General features: G+C 76.4%; 14 protein-coding genes. 4 read left to right on the top strand and 10 right to left on the bottom strand.

Going from position 1 to position 14,126, the window contains the following annotated elements; genetic code table 11:
* Nucleotides 1–56: 56 nt before the first annotated feature.
* On the top strand, nt 57–2,222 hold the full coding sequence (locus tag rosag_RS17615; protein WP_284351479.1) for a TonB-dependent receptor: 2,166 nt from the start codon (nt 57–59) through the stop codon (nt 2,220–2,222).
* A 174-nt stretch (nt 2,223–2,396) separates the two neighbouring features.
* A complete protein-coding gene (locus rosag_RS17610) occupies nt 2,397–3,494 on the top strand; it encodes a DUF3616 domain-containing protein (protein ID WP_284351478.1) in 1,098 nt (365 codons plus the stop codon).
* 13 nt (nt 3,495–3,507) lie between these two features.
* On the opposite strand, the gene rosag_RS17605 is transcribed toward rosag_RS17610, so the two are convergent.
* Nucleotides 3,508–4,098, bottom strand: coding sequence for a hypothetical protein (locus tag rosag_RS17605; RefSeq protein WP_284351477.1), 591 nt, complete (start codon nt 4,096–4,098; stop codon nt 3,508–3,510).
* A gap of 90 nt (nt 4,099–4,188) precedes the next feature.
* Here rosag_RS17605 and rosag_RS17600 point away from each other — a divergent pair, with 90 nt between their 5' ends.
* Nucleotides 4,189–5,163, top strand: coding sequence for a DUF3667 domain-containing protein (locus rosag_RS17600; RefSeq protein ID WP_284351476.1), 975 nt, complete (start codon nt 4,189–4,191; stop codon nt 5,161–5,163).
* Nucleotides 5,164–5,177: 14 nt separating this feature from the next.
* Here rosag_RS17600 and rosag_RS17595 read toward each other — a convergent pair whose 3' ends face one another.
* The 6 genes from rosag_RS17595 to rosag_RS17570 form a co-directional block, all read right to left on the bottom strand.
* Entirely contained in the window at nt 5,178–6,398 is a 1,221-nt protein-coding gene (locus rosag_RS17595) for a glycogen-binding domain-containing protein (RefSeq protein ID WP_284351475.1), read from the bottom strand.
* Nucleotides 6,399–6,524: 126 nt separating this feature from the next.
* Nucleotides 6,525–7,268 (bottom strand): hypothetical protein, encoded by a 744-nt coding sequence (locus rosag_RS17590; RefSeq protein ID WP_284351474.1) that lies wholly within the window; start codon nt 7,266–7,268, stop codon nt 6,525–6,527.
* A gap of 11 nt (nt 7,269–7,279) precedes the next feature.
* Nucleotides 7,280–7,990 carry an isoamylase early set domain-containing protein gene (locus rosag_RS17585; protein WP_284351473.1) on the bottom strand — a complete coding sequence of 237 codons (711 nt, stop codon included), beginning with the start codon at nt 7,988–7,990 and terminating at the stop codon, nt 7,280–7,282.
* Nucleotides 7,987–8,607 carry an RNA polymerase sigma factor gene (locus tag rosag_RS17580; protein WP_284351472.1) on the bottom strand — a complete coding sequence of 207 codons (621 nt, stop codon included), beginning with the start codon at nt 8,605–8,607 and terminating at the stop codon, nt 7,987–7,989. The genes rosag_RS17585 and rosag_RS17580 overlap by 4 nt, the downstream gene beginning before the upstream one ends.
* 11 nt (nt 8,608–8,618) lie before the next feature.
* A complete protein-coding gene (locus tag rosag_RS17575; RefSeq protein ID WP_284351471.1) occupies nt 8,619–9,029 on the bottom strand; it encodes a hypothetical protein in 411 nt (136 codons plus the stop codon).
* A 127-nt stretch (nt 9,030–9,156) separates the two neighbouring features.
* Nucleotides 9,157–9,621 (bottom strand): hypothetical protein, encoded by a 465-nt coding sequence (locus rosag_RS17570; protein WP_284351470.1) that lies wholly within the window; start codon nt 9,619–9,621, stop codon nt 9,157–9,159.
* Between the two features lie 282 nt (nt 9,622–9,903).
* Here rosag_RS17570 and rosag_RS17565 point away from each other — a divergent pair, with 282 nt between their 5' ends.
* Complete coding sequence (locus rosag_RS17565; RefSeq protein ID WP_284351469.1) at nt 9,904–10,947, top strand: Ig-like domain-containing protein; 1,044 nt, start codon at nt 9,904–9,906, stop codon at nt 10,945–10,947.
* A 1-nt stretch (nt 10,948) separates the two neighbouring features.
* Here the strand turns inward: rosag_RS17565 and rosag_RS17560 are convergent, their stop codons facing one another.
* From rosag_RS17560 to rosag_RS17550, 3 genes are all read right to left on the bottom strand, one after another.
* The gene (locus tag rosag_RS17560; protein WP_284351468.1) at nt 10,949–11,602 is read right to left on the bottom strand and encodes a PEP-CTERM sorting domain-containing protein; all 654 of its coding nucleotides are present in this window, start codon (nt 11,600–11,602) and stop codon (nt 10,949–10,951) included.
* Nucleotides 11,603–11,768: 166 nt separating this feature from the next.
* Entirely contained in the window at nt 11,769–13,091 is a 1,323-nt protein-coding gene (fahA, locus tag rosag_RS17555; protein WP_284351467.1) for a fumarylacetoacetase, read from the bottom strand.
* Nucleotides 13,088–14,035: a hypothetical protein gene (locus rosag_RS17550; protein ID WP_284351466.1), complete on the bottom strand. Its 948-nt coding sequence runs from the start codon at nt 14,033–14,035 to the stop codon at nt 13,088–13,090. Before rosag_RS17550 ends, fahA begins: the two co-directional genes overlap by 4 nt.
* Between the last annotated feature and the right edge of the window lie 91 nt (nt 14,036–14,126).

Here is a 14,126-nt window from a genome sequence, read left to right as displayed (position 1 = left end):
TGCATCCAGCGTTCGGTCGCGCGCGCTCGTAACTCAGCGAACCCCCTTCCCGCCACATGCCCCTCCGCTCCCGCGCCGCGCGCGCCTTCCTCGCCGCCACGGTCCCCGCCCTCGTCCCCGTCGACGCCGAGGCGCAGGATCCCGCGCGCCGCACGCGTCCGGACACCACCGCGCGGCTCGACACCGTGACCGTGACGGCCGAGCGGCGCCGCGCCGCGACGTTCGACGTGCCGCAGGCCGTGACCGTGATCGGCCGTGAGCGCCTCGCGGACCGGCGCGGGATGGGGCTGGACGAGGTGCTGCAGGAGGTGCCGGGCGTCATCGCGCTCTCGCGGGCCGGCGGCACCGACGCGCGCATCAACATCCGCGGCTTCGGCTCGCGCGGCGCGGGCGACCGCTCCAACGCCGGCACCACGCGCGGGGTGCGCCTGCTGATCGACGGCTTCCCCGAGACGGAGCCGGACGGCCGTACCGCGCTCGACCTGTTCGACCTCGCGACGGCCGAGGGGATCGAGGTCGTGCGCTCCAGCGCGTCGTCGCTGTGGGGGAACGCGGCGGGCGGCGTCATCAACCTCACGACCGCCGTCACGACCACGCGGCCGTTCGGGCAGCTGACGCCCGTCGTCGGGAGCTTCGGGCTGCGCCGCTGGGTCGGGCGCGCCGCGACGCCGCTCGGTCGCGGCACGCTGTCGCTCTCGGGCACCTTCACGGACTTCGAGGGGTGGCGCGCGCACTCCAGCGGGCAGCGCTCGCTCGGCCTCGCGAGCTTCGTCGCGCCCGTGGGCGACCGCGCGCGCGTGGGCATCTTCGCCGTCGGCGGGCGCAACGCGTACCGCATCCCGGGCCCGCTCACGCGCGCCGAGGCGGACGCGAACCCCGAGCAGGCCAACGCGACGTACGCATCGCGCGACGAGCGTCGCGACAACAAGCTCGGACGGCTGGGCGTGACGCTCGACGTCGCGCTCGACTCGACGCACGCGGTGTCGTCGGCGCTGTACGTGAACCCCAAGGTGCTGCAGCGCTCGGAGCGCGGGACGTTCCGCGACTTCAACCGCTACCACGTCGGCGGCAACGTCGTCTACCGCAACGCGCTGCCGCTGTTCGCGCGCGGCGCGCGCTTCACCGCCGGCGTGGACGAGGCGTACCAGGACGGCACGATCCTCTTCTACGGCCTCGGGCCGGGCAACACGCGCGGCGCCGACCTGCGCGACAACAAGAAGGAGGGCGCGAACAACGTCGGCGTGTTCGCGCACCAGGAGCTCGACGTCACGCCGCGGCTCACGCTCGGCGTCGGCGCGCGGTGGGACGCCATCCGCTACGACTACCAGAGCTTCGTCGGCCGCCGGCTGGCGGACGTGAAGACGTTCTCGCGCGTGACGCCCAAGCTGGGCGCGACGTGGCGCCTCGGGCCCACGCACAGCGTCTACGCGAACCTCGGCGGCGGCGTCGAGGCGCCCGCGGGCAACGAGACCGATCCGGCGAGCACGTTCGGGCAGGACTCCGTCTACAACCTCAACCCGCTGCTCTCGCCCATCCGCTCGACGACGTACGAGGTGGGCACCAAGCAGCTCGTCGCGCTGGGCGCATCGGGCGCGACGCTGTCGTACGACGCGGCCGTCTACGTCACCGACGTCGACGACGAGATCGTGCCGTACCGCGGCGGGCGCTTCTACTTCACCGCCGGCCAGGTGCGCCGCACCGGCGCGGAGCTCGGCGCGCAGGCGCGCGGGCTCGGCGCGTTCACGCTGCGCACGGCGCTCACGTGGTCGCACCACCGCTACACGGAGTACCTCGTGGACTCGGTGCACTACTCGGCCGCGCGCGCGGGCCGGTTCGCGGACTACGGCGGCAACCGCGTCGTGGGCATCCCCGACGTCGCGTACTTCGCGGGCATCGGCGTCGAGCCGCGCGCGGCGCGCTGGATCAACGCGGAGGTCGGGCTGCGCGGCCAGTCGCGCTTCTTCGCCGACGACGCCAACGCGGTGGAGGTCCCGGCGTTCTCCACGCTGCAGGCCACCGTGGGCTTCGGCGAGGGGCTGCCGGTGGGACGCGGGCTCGCGCTGCGCGGCTTCGTCACGGTGCACAACCTCACCGACCGCCGCTACGTCGAGTCGGCGTTCCTCAATCCCGACGTCGTGAACGGGCAGCCGGTCGCGTTCGAGCCCGGCCTCCCGCGCAACGTCGTGTTCTCGCTGTCGCTCGGCGCCGCGGGCCGGCGCTGAGCATCGGCGCCCCGATGGACGTCTGTGAATACTGCGGGTCCGCGCGCCTGGAGTGGCGGAAGTGCAAGCAGATCTGCGCGGACTGCGGCAACATCAACCGCTCGTGCGCCGACCTGTCGGCCGACGTGGCCTGAGGTCGGCGCGCGGCGCCGGACGCGTAGCGGGAGGATCCGCATGGGACGCCAGCCGCGGCAGGTCACGCTCGACTTCTCCGGCGTCGCGCAGTCCGACGCGCACGCCGGCGCGCACCTCGCCCTCTCGGCCGTCGCGTGCGTCGGCGATCAGCTCTGGTTCGGCGCCGACGAGGGCACGGCGCTGCTGCGCCTCACGCGCGTCGCGCCCGACCGCTGGGCCGACGCGGTCCCGGTGCCGCTCGAGACGCTGCTGACGCTTCCCGGCGACGCCGACGACGAGATCGACGTCGAGGGGATCGACGCGTGCGACGGCTGGCTGTGGGTCACCGGCTCGCACGGCATCCGCCGCCGCAAGCCCGCGAAGGACGCGCCCGACGCGGAGCGTATTGCGCGGCTCGCGCGCACGTCGCGGCGGGGCAACCGCCACCTGGTCGCGCGGCTCCCGCTCGTCGCGCAGGACGACGCGGGGCGGCGGCACGACGTCGTGCGCGCGGTCACGGCGGCCGACGGCGTCGTGCGCCGCGCCGCGCGGCTGCCGGGCACGCGCACGCGCGACCGGCTGACCGCCGCGCTGCGTCGCGACGCGCATCTCGCGCCCTTCCTCGACATTCCGGGCAAGGACAACGGCTTCGACGTCGAGGGGCTGGCCGCGGACGGCGACCGCCTCTGGCTCGGCCTGCGCGGCCCGGTGCTGCGCGGACGCGCGGTCGTGCTGGCGGTGACGCTCGACGGCGACGCGGACGACGACACGCTGCGCCTGCGGCGCGCGAGCCCCGACGGGCGGCGCTACGAGCGCTTCTTCCTCGACCTGTTCGGCCTCGGCGTGCGGGAGCTGTGCTGGCACGGCGACGACCTGCTCGTCCTCGCCGGCCCCACGATGGCGCTCGGCGGGCGCTGCGTGGTGGTGCGCTGGCGCGGCGCGCGCCGCGCGCGCGGCGACGCGATGGTGGACCGCGACGCGCTGACGGTCGTGCACGAGCTGCCGTACGGCGCCGGGTCGGACGAGGGCGTCGAGCATCCCGAGGGGATCACGATCGTGCCCGACGCGTCGCCCGCGCTGCTCGTGGTGCACGACGCGCCCGGCCCGCGGCGCGTGCGCGACGCCGTCGTGCTGGCCGACGCCTATCCGCTCGACTGACGCGCGTCGCGCGTCAGAACGCGAGCCGTACGCCGACGCCGTCGGGCATCGGCACGAGGCCCACGCGCGACGGGATGCCCTTGAGCTCCCACCGCTCGCGCCCCGTGCCCGCGCCGATCAGCGCCCCCACGATGGCGCCCGTCGCGGCGCCGCCGACGGTGAGCACGCCGAAGACGACGGGGCCGAGGTAGCAGTAGTCGTAGCACCGGTTGCGCCGGTCGAGCCGCCAGTCGTGCCAGAGGAAGCCGGCGGTGAGCGCCGCGCCCGGCACGCCGACCACCAGCGCGCCGGTGAGCGCGCCGCGCCGCGCGCCGGCGCCGCGGTCGAAGCCGCGCGACACCGCCAGCTCGGTGACGTCGCTCCACGCGACGGCGACGTCCACGCTGTCGCCGTACGGGCGCGTCCCGCGGCGCACGAGCAGCGAGTCGCCGCGCGACGCGACGGCGCGGGCGCGCATGCGGTCCAGCCCCACGCGCGGCGCGGTCACGCGGACCACCGCGCCGCTGTCGACGCGCGCGGTGGTCGTGGTGGTGTCCTGCGCCGCGAGGGCGGCGGGAAGGCCCAGCAGGGCGAGCCCGTGGAGCGGGCGGAGCGGCGACGGCATGCCTCCATGCTGGGGTGAGGACCGCGCGCTGTCCAGCGCGCCGGCGTCGCCCTCTTGTTCACGCGCGCCGCGCGCCCGAGCTTGCGCACGATGGCCACGCGCTCCGCCCCGCCGACTCCCGAGCTCACGCCGCACACGGACGCTCCCACCGAAGGAGCGCCCGCGCCGCGCTGCGCGAACTGCGGCACGCCCGCGGGCGACGCGTTCTGCCCACACTGCGGGCAGGAGCAGCACGACCTCCACCGCTCGGTGCGCAGCCTGTTCGCCGAAGCGCTGGACTCGCTCGCGGGGTGGGACGGGAAGATCCCGACGACGCTCTGGCTGCTCGTGCGGCATCCCGGCCGGCTGACGACGGAGTTCCTCGCGGGCCGGCGCGCGCGCTACCTGCGGCCGCTGCGCCTGTACCTGACGCTGAGCCTCGTCTACTTCGTCGCGCTGTCGTTCGACTGGCGGCCGTCGGGCCGCACGCTGAACGTGCAGCTGTCGTCCGCCGACTCGATCGCCGCGGTCCGCGACTCGATCGCCGAGGCGCGCGCCGACTCGGTGACCGATGCGCGCGCGGACTCGATCGCCGCGGCGGCCGTCGGGCGCGCCGCCGCGCGGCGCGCCGACACGACGACGCTCGAGCGTCGCCTCGAGGGCACGTTCGAGCGCCGCGCGCAGCGCTTCAAGGCGCTGCCGAAGGAGGAGCGCAACCGCCGCTTCACGACCAGCTTCTTCGGCCAACTGCCGAACATGGTCTTCGCGCTGGTGCCTGTCTTCGCGCTGCTGCTGCGCGTCGCGTATCGGCGCGCGCCGCTGTTCTACGCCGAGCACCTCGTGCACGCGCTGCACCTGCACGCGTTCGCGATGGTCGCGCTCACGGTGGTGCACTTCACGCCCGGCGCCTGGTCGCTGATCCCGTTCCTCGCCATCCCCGCGTACGCGTGGCTCGCGCTGCGGCACGTGTACGGCGGATCGGCGACTCGAACGACGGTGAAGCTCGGCCTCGTGCTGGGCGGCTACACGATCGCGCTGGTCGCCGCGGTGTCGGCGCTCGCGGTGGCGATCGTCTTCTCGGTGTAGCGCTCGGCGGACGATCAGGGCACGACGAGCAGCCCGACGCGCGAGCCGAAGTCGTCGTCGGCGCCGGCGAGGTTGGCGGGCACGCGCCACGCGCCGCCGTCCACGCGCACGGTGAGCCGGCGCGTGCCGCGCGGCACCGACTCGGGCACCGTCCACGCATCGCCGTCGCGCACCAGCGCCACGGGGCGCCAGTCGGTCCAGTCGCCACGGACCTCGACGCGCTGGGCACCGGGCGCGCGCACGCGCAGCCGCCGCGTCTCGCCCGGGCCCTCGACCGCCTCGGCGAGCGGCGCATCCGCGGTGGCGACGGGCGCCGGCGACGGCGGTGCGGCGACGGCGCGGTCGTCGCGGCCGGGCGCGACGCGCCAGCGCAGCCCCAGCGAGAGGTGGCGCACCGCCGGCATGCCGCGCAGCGGGTCGGCCATCTGGTCGCCGGCCGAGGCCACCACGCCCACGCGCGGCAGCGCCCACCACACGCCTGAGGCGAGCGCGATCCCCCGCACCCCGTCGAACTGCGCGGGCGCGCGCCGGAGCCCCGACGACAGCGCCAGCTCGCCGCGCCGGCCGCGCCACTCCACCGCGGCGGTGAGGTCCACGGCCAGCAGCGGCCGCACCGCCGGCGCGACCGCGGCGAGGGCGGGCGGCGCCGCGTTCAGCCCCACCGGCGCCGCGACGACGATGCCGTACGGTGCGCCGCCGGTCGTCGGCGCGGGGATCGTGCTGTCGAGGCGCGCGCGCTGCGCCGCCAGCGCCAGCGAGAGCGTCGGGCCGCGGCCGTGCCACCAGACGCCGCCGTCGGCCGCGGCGATGGGCGCCTGCAGCCCCTCGCGTGACAGGAAGCCGCCGCCGGCGCCCACCCATGCGCCCCAGCCGCCCCACCGCTCGCCGTCGAGCCGCCGCCGCGCGAGCCCCAGCAGGTGCGCGGCCGGCGCGCCGCCGCGGTAGCGCAGCCCCGTCGCGACGCCACCCAGCTCCCAGGCCCGCGTACGGCCGGGCGTCCACGCGCCGGCCAGCACGCCCTGCGCGGCCCACCGGTCGGACGACGCCAGCGTCGCGGCGCCGCTGAAGTCGAGCGCCGCGCCCTCGCCCGCGAGCCGCCAGCCGGCGGCCAGCGTGGGCGCGGTCACGCGGGCGACGTTCGCCTGGTCGAGCGTCGCGCCGCCCGCGTCCACGCTCACCCGATGCACGAGCTGCGCGCCCGCGTCGGACGCGGAGAGCGCGAGCGCGGTGGCCACGGCGGCGGACCGGTGGGAGCGGGGCGGGAGACGCACCCCGCCACGATAGCACCGCCGCCGCCGACCGCCACCCCGCGAATGACCCAGGCGTGACGGAAGTCCGTCAGTGCGTGCGGAACGGGAGGCTCAGGGCTTGCCGCCGCGGCCGGGCGTGTTGGCCCCTTCGGCGCCCGGGCCCTGGAGCGTCGCGGGCATCGGCGCCAGTGGCGCGGGCAGCGCCGCCACCAGCGCGCGCGTGCGCATCTCCAGCGCGGTCACCGCCGCGATCCCCTGCGAGAGGTCGCGCTGGACCTCCTGGCCGAGGGCGAGCAGCTGCGCGTCGCTGGCCCGGCGCTCGACGAGCTTGCCGACCCCGCGCGTCGCCTCGGCCACCGGGACGCCGCGCGACACCAGCTGCGAGAGGACACCCAGCGCGACCGCGGTCGAGCGCCGCCGCGACATCTCGCGGAACGCCCGCAGCACCTCGGCCGGCACCCCCATCGCCAGCGCGTCGGCGCCGGCGGTCACCTCGCGGTCGCTGACGGCCGGCTTGAGCGCGTCGCGCGCGACGGCCAGGCGCTGCACCATCCCCTTCACCGCCGCCTCGATCCGCGCCGGCGGCGCCTCCTTCTCCACGCCCTCCAGCGCCTTCGCGACGAGCGGCTCCAGTGGCAGGCCGCGCCGGTCGGCGTCGGCCAGCACGTCGGCCACGAAGCGGCGCACGCGCGGATCGGGGATCCCCTCCAGCCGCGCCACCGCGCTGGCGACGGACGTCGCCGCGCCCGGCGTCGCGAGCCCCGCGGGCGTGGCGGGTGCCTGCGCGCGGGCGGCCGGCGCGAGCGCCAGCGCCGCGACGATCAGCAGCGAGCGGCTCACGAGCGAGCGGGTCACGAGCGAGCGGCTCACGGCGCCCCGACGACCACGATCGAGTGGTCGCGCCCGTAGTCGACGTCGCGCGTCACGGGGACGCGCGGGTCGGGGATCCAGCTCGAGTCGTTCACGACGAAGGCGTAGGCGTGGCGGCCGGGCGCGAGCGGCACGGTCGTCGTCCAGGTGCCGTCGTCGCGGCGGACGAGCGGGGTGGCGTGCGGATCCCAGCCATTGAAGTCGCCGACGAGCGCGACGCGCGCGGCGGCCGGACGGCGCAGCAGGAACGCCACCGGGAGCGGCGCGTCGGCGTCGGCCGCGGCGGCGGTGGCCGGCAGGAAGTCCGCGCCCCCATCGCCGTCGGCGGGCTGCATCGCGACCGCGGACGTCCCGCCCACGATGGGCGCGGACACGGTGGCCGCCGCGGGCGTCCGGGCCAGCGTCGTGGCGGCCTCCCGCCCGCGCGCGGTCAGCGCCGCCGCGGCGCCCAGCCCGACCGTCAGCACCAGCCCGGCCGCCACGCGCCATCCACCGAAGCCGCCTGCGAGCCCGGTGGAGCGCCGCGCGGCGCCCGCCCCCGGCCGGTGCCCGCGCGCCACGGCGGCGGCGACCACGCGGTCCACGGCACCGGGCGGCACCGGCGGCAGCCCGCGCAGCACGCCGATCACGGGCGCGAGGCCGGCCGCGCGGTGCAGCTCGTCGGCGTCCGGCGTCGGACGCTCCCCGTGCGGGGGGGTCGTGCTCATGCGATCGCCTCCTGGAGTCGGGCGCGCAGCGCGTCGCTCGCGCGCTTCACCCGCATCTTGAGCGCGGAGAGCCCCGCGCCGGTCACGTCCATCATCTCCGCGTACTCGAGTCCCTCGACGTGGCGCAGCAGGAAGGCCTCCCGCTGCTCCGCCGGCAGCCCGTCCAGCGCGTGGCGGACGGCGTCGTACAGCGCGTCGTCGCCTTCCGCGCCCCAGCGCGCCGGCAGCTGCGCCAGCACGTCGTCGGCGTCGTCCACCGCGGCCCGGCGCCACCACTTCCGGCGCACCAGCGCGCTGCGGCAGCGGTTGGCGAGGATGCGGAAGAGCCACGGCTCGAACGGCGCGCCCGGACGGAAGCGTGGCAGCGCGTTCCAGACGCGCACGAAGCTGTCCTGCACGGCCTCCTCGGCGTCCTCCGCCGCCAGGCCCATGTTGCGGGCGAAGCGGAGGCAGCGCGCGTAGTGCGCGTCCACCAGCTGGCGGAACGCCTGCGGGTCGCCCTCGCGCGCGTCACGCACGAGCGCCGCGACGTCGGGCGCACCGGCATCGGCCCACGTCGTCTCCGGGCGCGGCGCCGGCGCGTCGCCGGGCGTCCCGGAGGGTGGCTCGAGCCGCATCGGCCGGGCGCTCACGCCAGCCCCGCGCAGCCGCGCGCGGTCGGGGCCGCCGGCGCGCGACGGCCACGGAGCGACGCCGCCCACGCGCACAGGGCATCGAGGCGGCGCCGGACGGTCGCGGCCAGCCCCGAGGACCGGCGGCTGGGGACCGGCGGTCGCGTCGCGACGCGTCCGACCGCGGCCAGCACCCACGCGTCCAGCCGCGCGTCGTCCGTCGGCGCCTCGCGCCGCGCGAACCAGAGCGCGACGTACGCGTCCAGCACCGCGCGCTCGGCCGACGCCTCGTCGGGCGTCAGCGGACGGGCGACCGCGAGCGCGCGGCCGTACGTCGCGTCGGCGAGCCGGGCGAGCGCCGCGGCGTCGCCGGCACGGAGCCGGGCGGCGAGCGAGTCGGGGAGCGGGAGTCGGACGGTGGCGGACATGGGCGTGTGACCTTGCCCCGCAGTACCCACGGCGGGGAGCGACGGTCACATGGAGCGTACTGCGTCGAGCGTCGAGCGTCGAGTGAACGATCCCCTCGACGCTGGACGCTCGACGCTCGACGCTCTCCTACCGGTGCCCCTCCTTCTTCTTCGGCGGCTCGTTGTGGTTCAGCTCCACGGGGCTCTGCGCCTGCCCCTGCCGCGCGTGCTGGCGCCACGAGTGCCGGTCGTCCTCCGACACCGGGTTGCCGTCCTGCACGAAGGGCATCGCGCTCGCGCCCGAGCGCGTGTCGTCGGCCATCGCCTGCATCCCCTGCCCCTCGCGCCCGCGCTGGTTGTCGCGCGCGAGGTCGTCGTCGTACTGGTCGTGGCGGTCGCCGCGGCTGCGCTGGCGGTCGTTGTGCTCGGGGCCGCGCGGATCCGCATCGGTCCCACGCGCGTGGCGCCCCACGTTCTCGCGCGCGTCGCCGCGCGCCTCGGCGCGCGAGTCGCTGCCCACGTCGTCGCGCGCGTCCGGGCCGCCCGGCGCGCGGACGTCGTCGTTGTCGCGGTACCTGTCGCGGCTGTCGCCGCTCTGCTGTCGATCGGCCATCGCGGATCTCCTGTGTGAGTGGGCCCGCGCACGGGGCAGCGGCCGTGCCCACCACGCCCGCGACCCGCGACCGTTCGGCCGTCCTCCCGCTCGACGGCCGCTTCGTCCCCACGAGAGGACAACCCGGCGCAAACGGACGGTGTGACGGACCGCGCCCAACCGTCGGGCGCGCCGCCACTTGGCGCGCGTTGCTGCCCAGTCGGCCACGGGATTGCCCTCCGGCGACGCACCGAGCCGCCCGGCGCACCGCCGGCGCGGCCTGCACTCTTTCGCCAACCGACGATGTCCGCCCGCTCCGCCTTCCAGTCGCCGCGCGCCCTCCGCCGCGCGGCGTTCGCGTTCCTCCTCGCCGCGGCTGCCGCGTGCAGCGACACGACCGAGCTCACCGGCCCCGTGCCGCCGCCGCCCGCGCCGGTCGTCGGGCAGATCGACATCACCGCGTCCACCGCGCCGCTGCTCGTGCACGGCAGCCGGCAGCTCACCACGCGCGTCCTCTCGGTCGAGGGCTTCACGCTCCACGACCACGCCGTCACGTGGAGCAGCAGCGACACCTCCGTCGCCGGCGTGACGCCGCAGGGCGTGGTGTTCGCGCGCGCGGTGGGCGAGACCGTCGTCGCCGCGACCGCCGGGCGCGCGCGCGCCGAGGTGCGCATCGTCGTCGCGCCGCTGGCGGTGGACGCGATCGCGTTCTCGCGCGGCACCGCGTCGCTCGCCGCGGGCGAGACGGGCGCGTTCGGCGCCATCACGTTCGCCGCCGACGGACGCGTGCTGTCGGACCGCACCGTCTTCTGGTCGAGCAGCGACACCGCGATCGTCGTCGTCAACGCGCAGGGGCAGATCCGCGGCGTGCGTCCCGGCACCGCGCGCATCGTGGCCGAGAGCGAGGGGAGGCGCGCGTCGGCGGCGGTGACGGTGACGCCGGGCGTGCTCTCGACCGAGCCGACGACGTGGACGCTGCGTGCGTACGACCTCGTGGGCGCCGGCGTGCGCTGCACGGTGGACGGCATCGCCATCCGCCTCGCGCAGCGCGGCGCGCTGGTCGAGGGCGAGGTGGCCGGCGGCGCGCGGATCGAATGCAGCCCGCTCGCCGGCGCGCAGCCGCCCTACGTCACGCCGCTGCCCCCCGTCGGCCGCATCGAGGGCACGATCGACGGCCGCACGCTGCGCCTGCAGGCGACGACGCACCGCTGGACGCTCGAAGGCACGCTCTCGGCCGACGGACGCACGATCGAGGGGACCGCGTGGGTCGTCGATCCCGCCGTCGTGAACGACTGGGGGAGCAGCATCGCGGCGCTGCGCACGGGGCGCTTCCGCGCGACGCGTTGACTCAGACGCGGCGACGCCGACGTGCGAGCGCCGACACCGCCGCCAGCCCGCTGCCGACGAGCACCACGGTCGCGGGCTCCGGCGCGGTGGTGGTCGTGGGCCCGGCCACGATCAGGTCCCAGCTCCCGATCTCCGCGCCGCCGTTGCTGTACCAGTCGTTGACGACGAGCGTCCAGCGGCCGTTCAGGGCGACGCCGTTGAACGCCTCGGAGAAATCGGGCGTGAAGGCCGCGTACTCGCCGGGCCGGACGACACCGCCCACCGGCATCGGGGTCGCGAACGTGGAGCCGAACACGTACGTCCCGTCGAAGCTCCGCGGGCTGTGGTAGCCGGCCGCGGCCCAGTCGAACAGCTGCACCGCGCGGGTCGCGTCGCCCGAGCTGCCCGGCATGTAGAGCAGGTACAGGCGCAGGTCGCCGGCGGCGGCGTCCACGAAGCCGTTCAGCCGCACGAAGACGTTCTGCCCCGTGAAGGGCACCGTGCCCGCGTCGGTGATCCGGATCGACGACGAGGTCTCGAAGTTGTCGCGCACCGAGATCGCGCCGCCGTGGTAGACGGTGCCCTCGGGCAGGGCCTGCGCGGCGGCCGGCGACGCGGCGGCGAGCGCGATCGCGAGTGCGGCGCGGGGACGGGCGAGCGATGCGGAGAGGCGCATGGGCGATGATGGCGACGGGTCGGGCCTGCGATGGAAGCGTCAGCTCCATCGTAGGCCCGACCGGTTTCCTCCCGACATCCGCCAGCTGACCCATGAGGCGCGGCTGCATCACCGCGCCTCGCGCTCACACCGCCGCGCTCACACCGCCGCGCTCACACCGCCGCGCTCACACCGCCGCCGTCACCACGCCGCGGCACTCGCCGAAGCCGATGCGCGCCGTGCCCTCGCGCGCGCAGTGCGCGCGCAGGATGACCTCGTCGCCGTCCTCGAGGAACGCGCGCGTCTCGCCGCCGGGCAGCGCGACGGGCTCCGCGCCGCGCCACGTCAGCTCCAGCAGGCAGCCGCGCGCGTCGCGCGCATCGCCCGAGATCGTGCCGCTTCCCAGCAGGTCGCCCGGCCGCATGTTGCAGCCGTTGCTCGCGTGATGCGTGAGCAGCTGCGCGACCGTCCAGTACATGTCGGCGAACGCGCCCTGCGACAGGCGCACCGCCGGCGCATCGGCCTCGCGCATGCGCGCGGTGCGCAGCCACGCCTCCACCGTGATGTCGTAGCCGCCGCGCGCCTGGTCGATCACCGACGTGAGGTACGGCAGCGGCTGCGGATCGCCCGCGGCGCGCGTGCGCGCCGGCACGCGGAACGGCTCCAGCGCCTCCAGCGTCACGACCCACGGCGACACGGTCGTCGCGAAGCTCTTGGCGAGGAAGGGGCCGAGCGGCTGGTACTCCCACGCCTGGAGGTCGCGCGCCGACCAGTCGTTGAGCAGCGCGAGGCCGAACAGGTGCGACTCGGCCTCGTCGATCGGGATGCGCGCGCCGAGCGGCGTGCCCGGTCCCACGAAGGCGCCGAGCTCCAGCTCGTAGTCGAGCGAGCGGCTCGGGCCGACGACGGGCGCGTCGTCGTTCGCGCCCTTCCGCTGGCCCGTCGGGCGGCGCACCGGCGTGCCGCTGGCGACGATGCTCGACGCGCGGCCGTGGTAGCCGATCGGCACCCACTTGTAGTTGGGCAGCAGCGGCGCGTCGGGACGGAACATGCTGCCGACGTTCGTCGCGTGCGACACCGACGCGTAGAAGTCGCTGTAGTCGCCGATCTCCGCCGGCACGAACAGCTCGGCCTCCGCCTGCGGCACGAGGATGCGCGCCGCGCGGTCGCGGTCGTAGCGCGACGGCGAGCCGCCCGCGCGCAGCACGCGGCTCACCTGCCGCCGCAGCATCGTCCAGTGCGGGCGGCCGAGCGACATCAGCGTGTTGAGCGACGGCGAGGCGCACGCGAGCGCGACGGGGCTCTCCTGCAGCTCGTCGAACAGGCTCTCGCCCAAGCATGCGCACAGGTCGAGGATCTGGTCGCCGATCGCGACGCCCACGCGCGGCATCTCGGTGGTGCCCGCGCGGCGGAACACGCCGAACGGCAGGTTCTGGATCGGGAAGTCGGTCGCGGGATCGTGGGCGGACTCCACCCAGCTCACCAGCGTCGGGTCGTTCGTGTCGGTCATGCGGGCGTGTGGCTCGGCCACCAGCCGAGCGTCGTGAGGTCGTGCACCGGCTCTTCGAACGAGCAGGAGCCGAAGGCGACGAGGCGTCGCGCGCGCGCGTCGGCGATCGTCGCGACGTCCACGCGCGATCCGCGCCACGATGCGCCGGCGTCGTCGAACGCGAACGCCGCCGGATCGCGCTCCTCCAGCAGCGGCGCGACGTCGGCGCTCGCGTGGCCCGCGCGCAGCAGCGCGGCGGCGAGGAAGACGTTGACGAAGCCGAACATCGTGCCGCGCGCGCATCCGGGCTCGTAGGTCAGCGCGTGCTCCGCCCGCAGCGGGTGGTGCAGCCCCGCGGTGCACTTGGCGGTGACGTCGTGCCTCTCGCACGCCGCGAGGAAGTCGAGCACCGCGGCCGGCGGCGGGAACGCGTCGGCGGTGACGCCGCCGGTGCGCAGCTTGAGGCGCACGCCCTTCGCGGCGGCGACCGCCGCGAACGGTGCGGCCGCGGCGCCGAACGGCAGCTCGACGTACAGCGTCGCGCGGTCGCGCAGGCCCGCGCGCGCGAGCGCGTCGGCCAGGCGCGCCACGTCGTCGGGCACCGCGGCGCGCGCCTCGAGCGCGTCGATGACCGCGCGGCCGCCCTCGGCGCCGGGCGCGTGGCGCGCGTTGAACGCCACGACCGCGCGCAGGTCCGACTCGGCCTCCGGCCCGACGAGCGCGGTCAGCGTCCACGGCTCGGGCGCGTCGGGCGGCTCGGCGTTCACGGGGAGGATCGCACTGGTCGCGGCCTCGAGCTCCTCCAGCCGCGCCACCGGGACCACGAAGCGGCCGAGCATCCACCGCGCGTCGCCGCCGCGGTAGGCGGCGTACAGGCGCGCCGCTGGCGCCATGGCCAGTCCGGCCGGCGGGAAGAGCCCGGCGTAGTCGACGACGTGCGCGAGCAGCGTGCGGAGGGCGAGCATGCGGTCATACTAACACGGCTGCGGACCGCGGGCTGCGGGTCCTTTCGTTCCGCGCCCTCGGCAACCGGCGTCGCGCCCGGGCTATTTGCCG

Source organism: Roseisolibacter agri (assembly GCF_030159095.1).
Lineage (GTDB): Bacteria > Gemmatimonadota > Gemmatimonadetes > Gemmatimonadales > Gemmatimonadaceae > Roseisolibacter > Roseisolibacter agri.
Note: the sequence above shows the minus strand (reverse complement) of the source record. Positions and strands in the feature narration are given on the sequence as shown.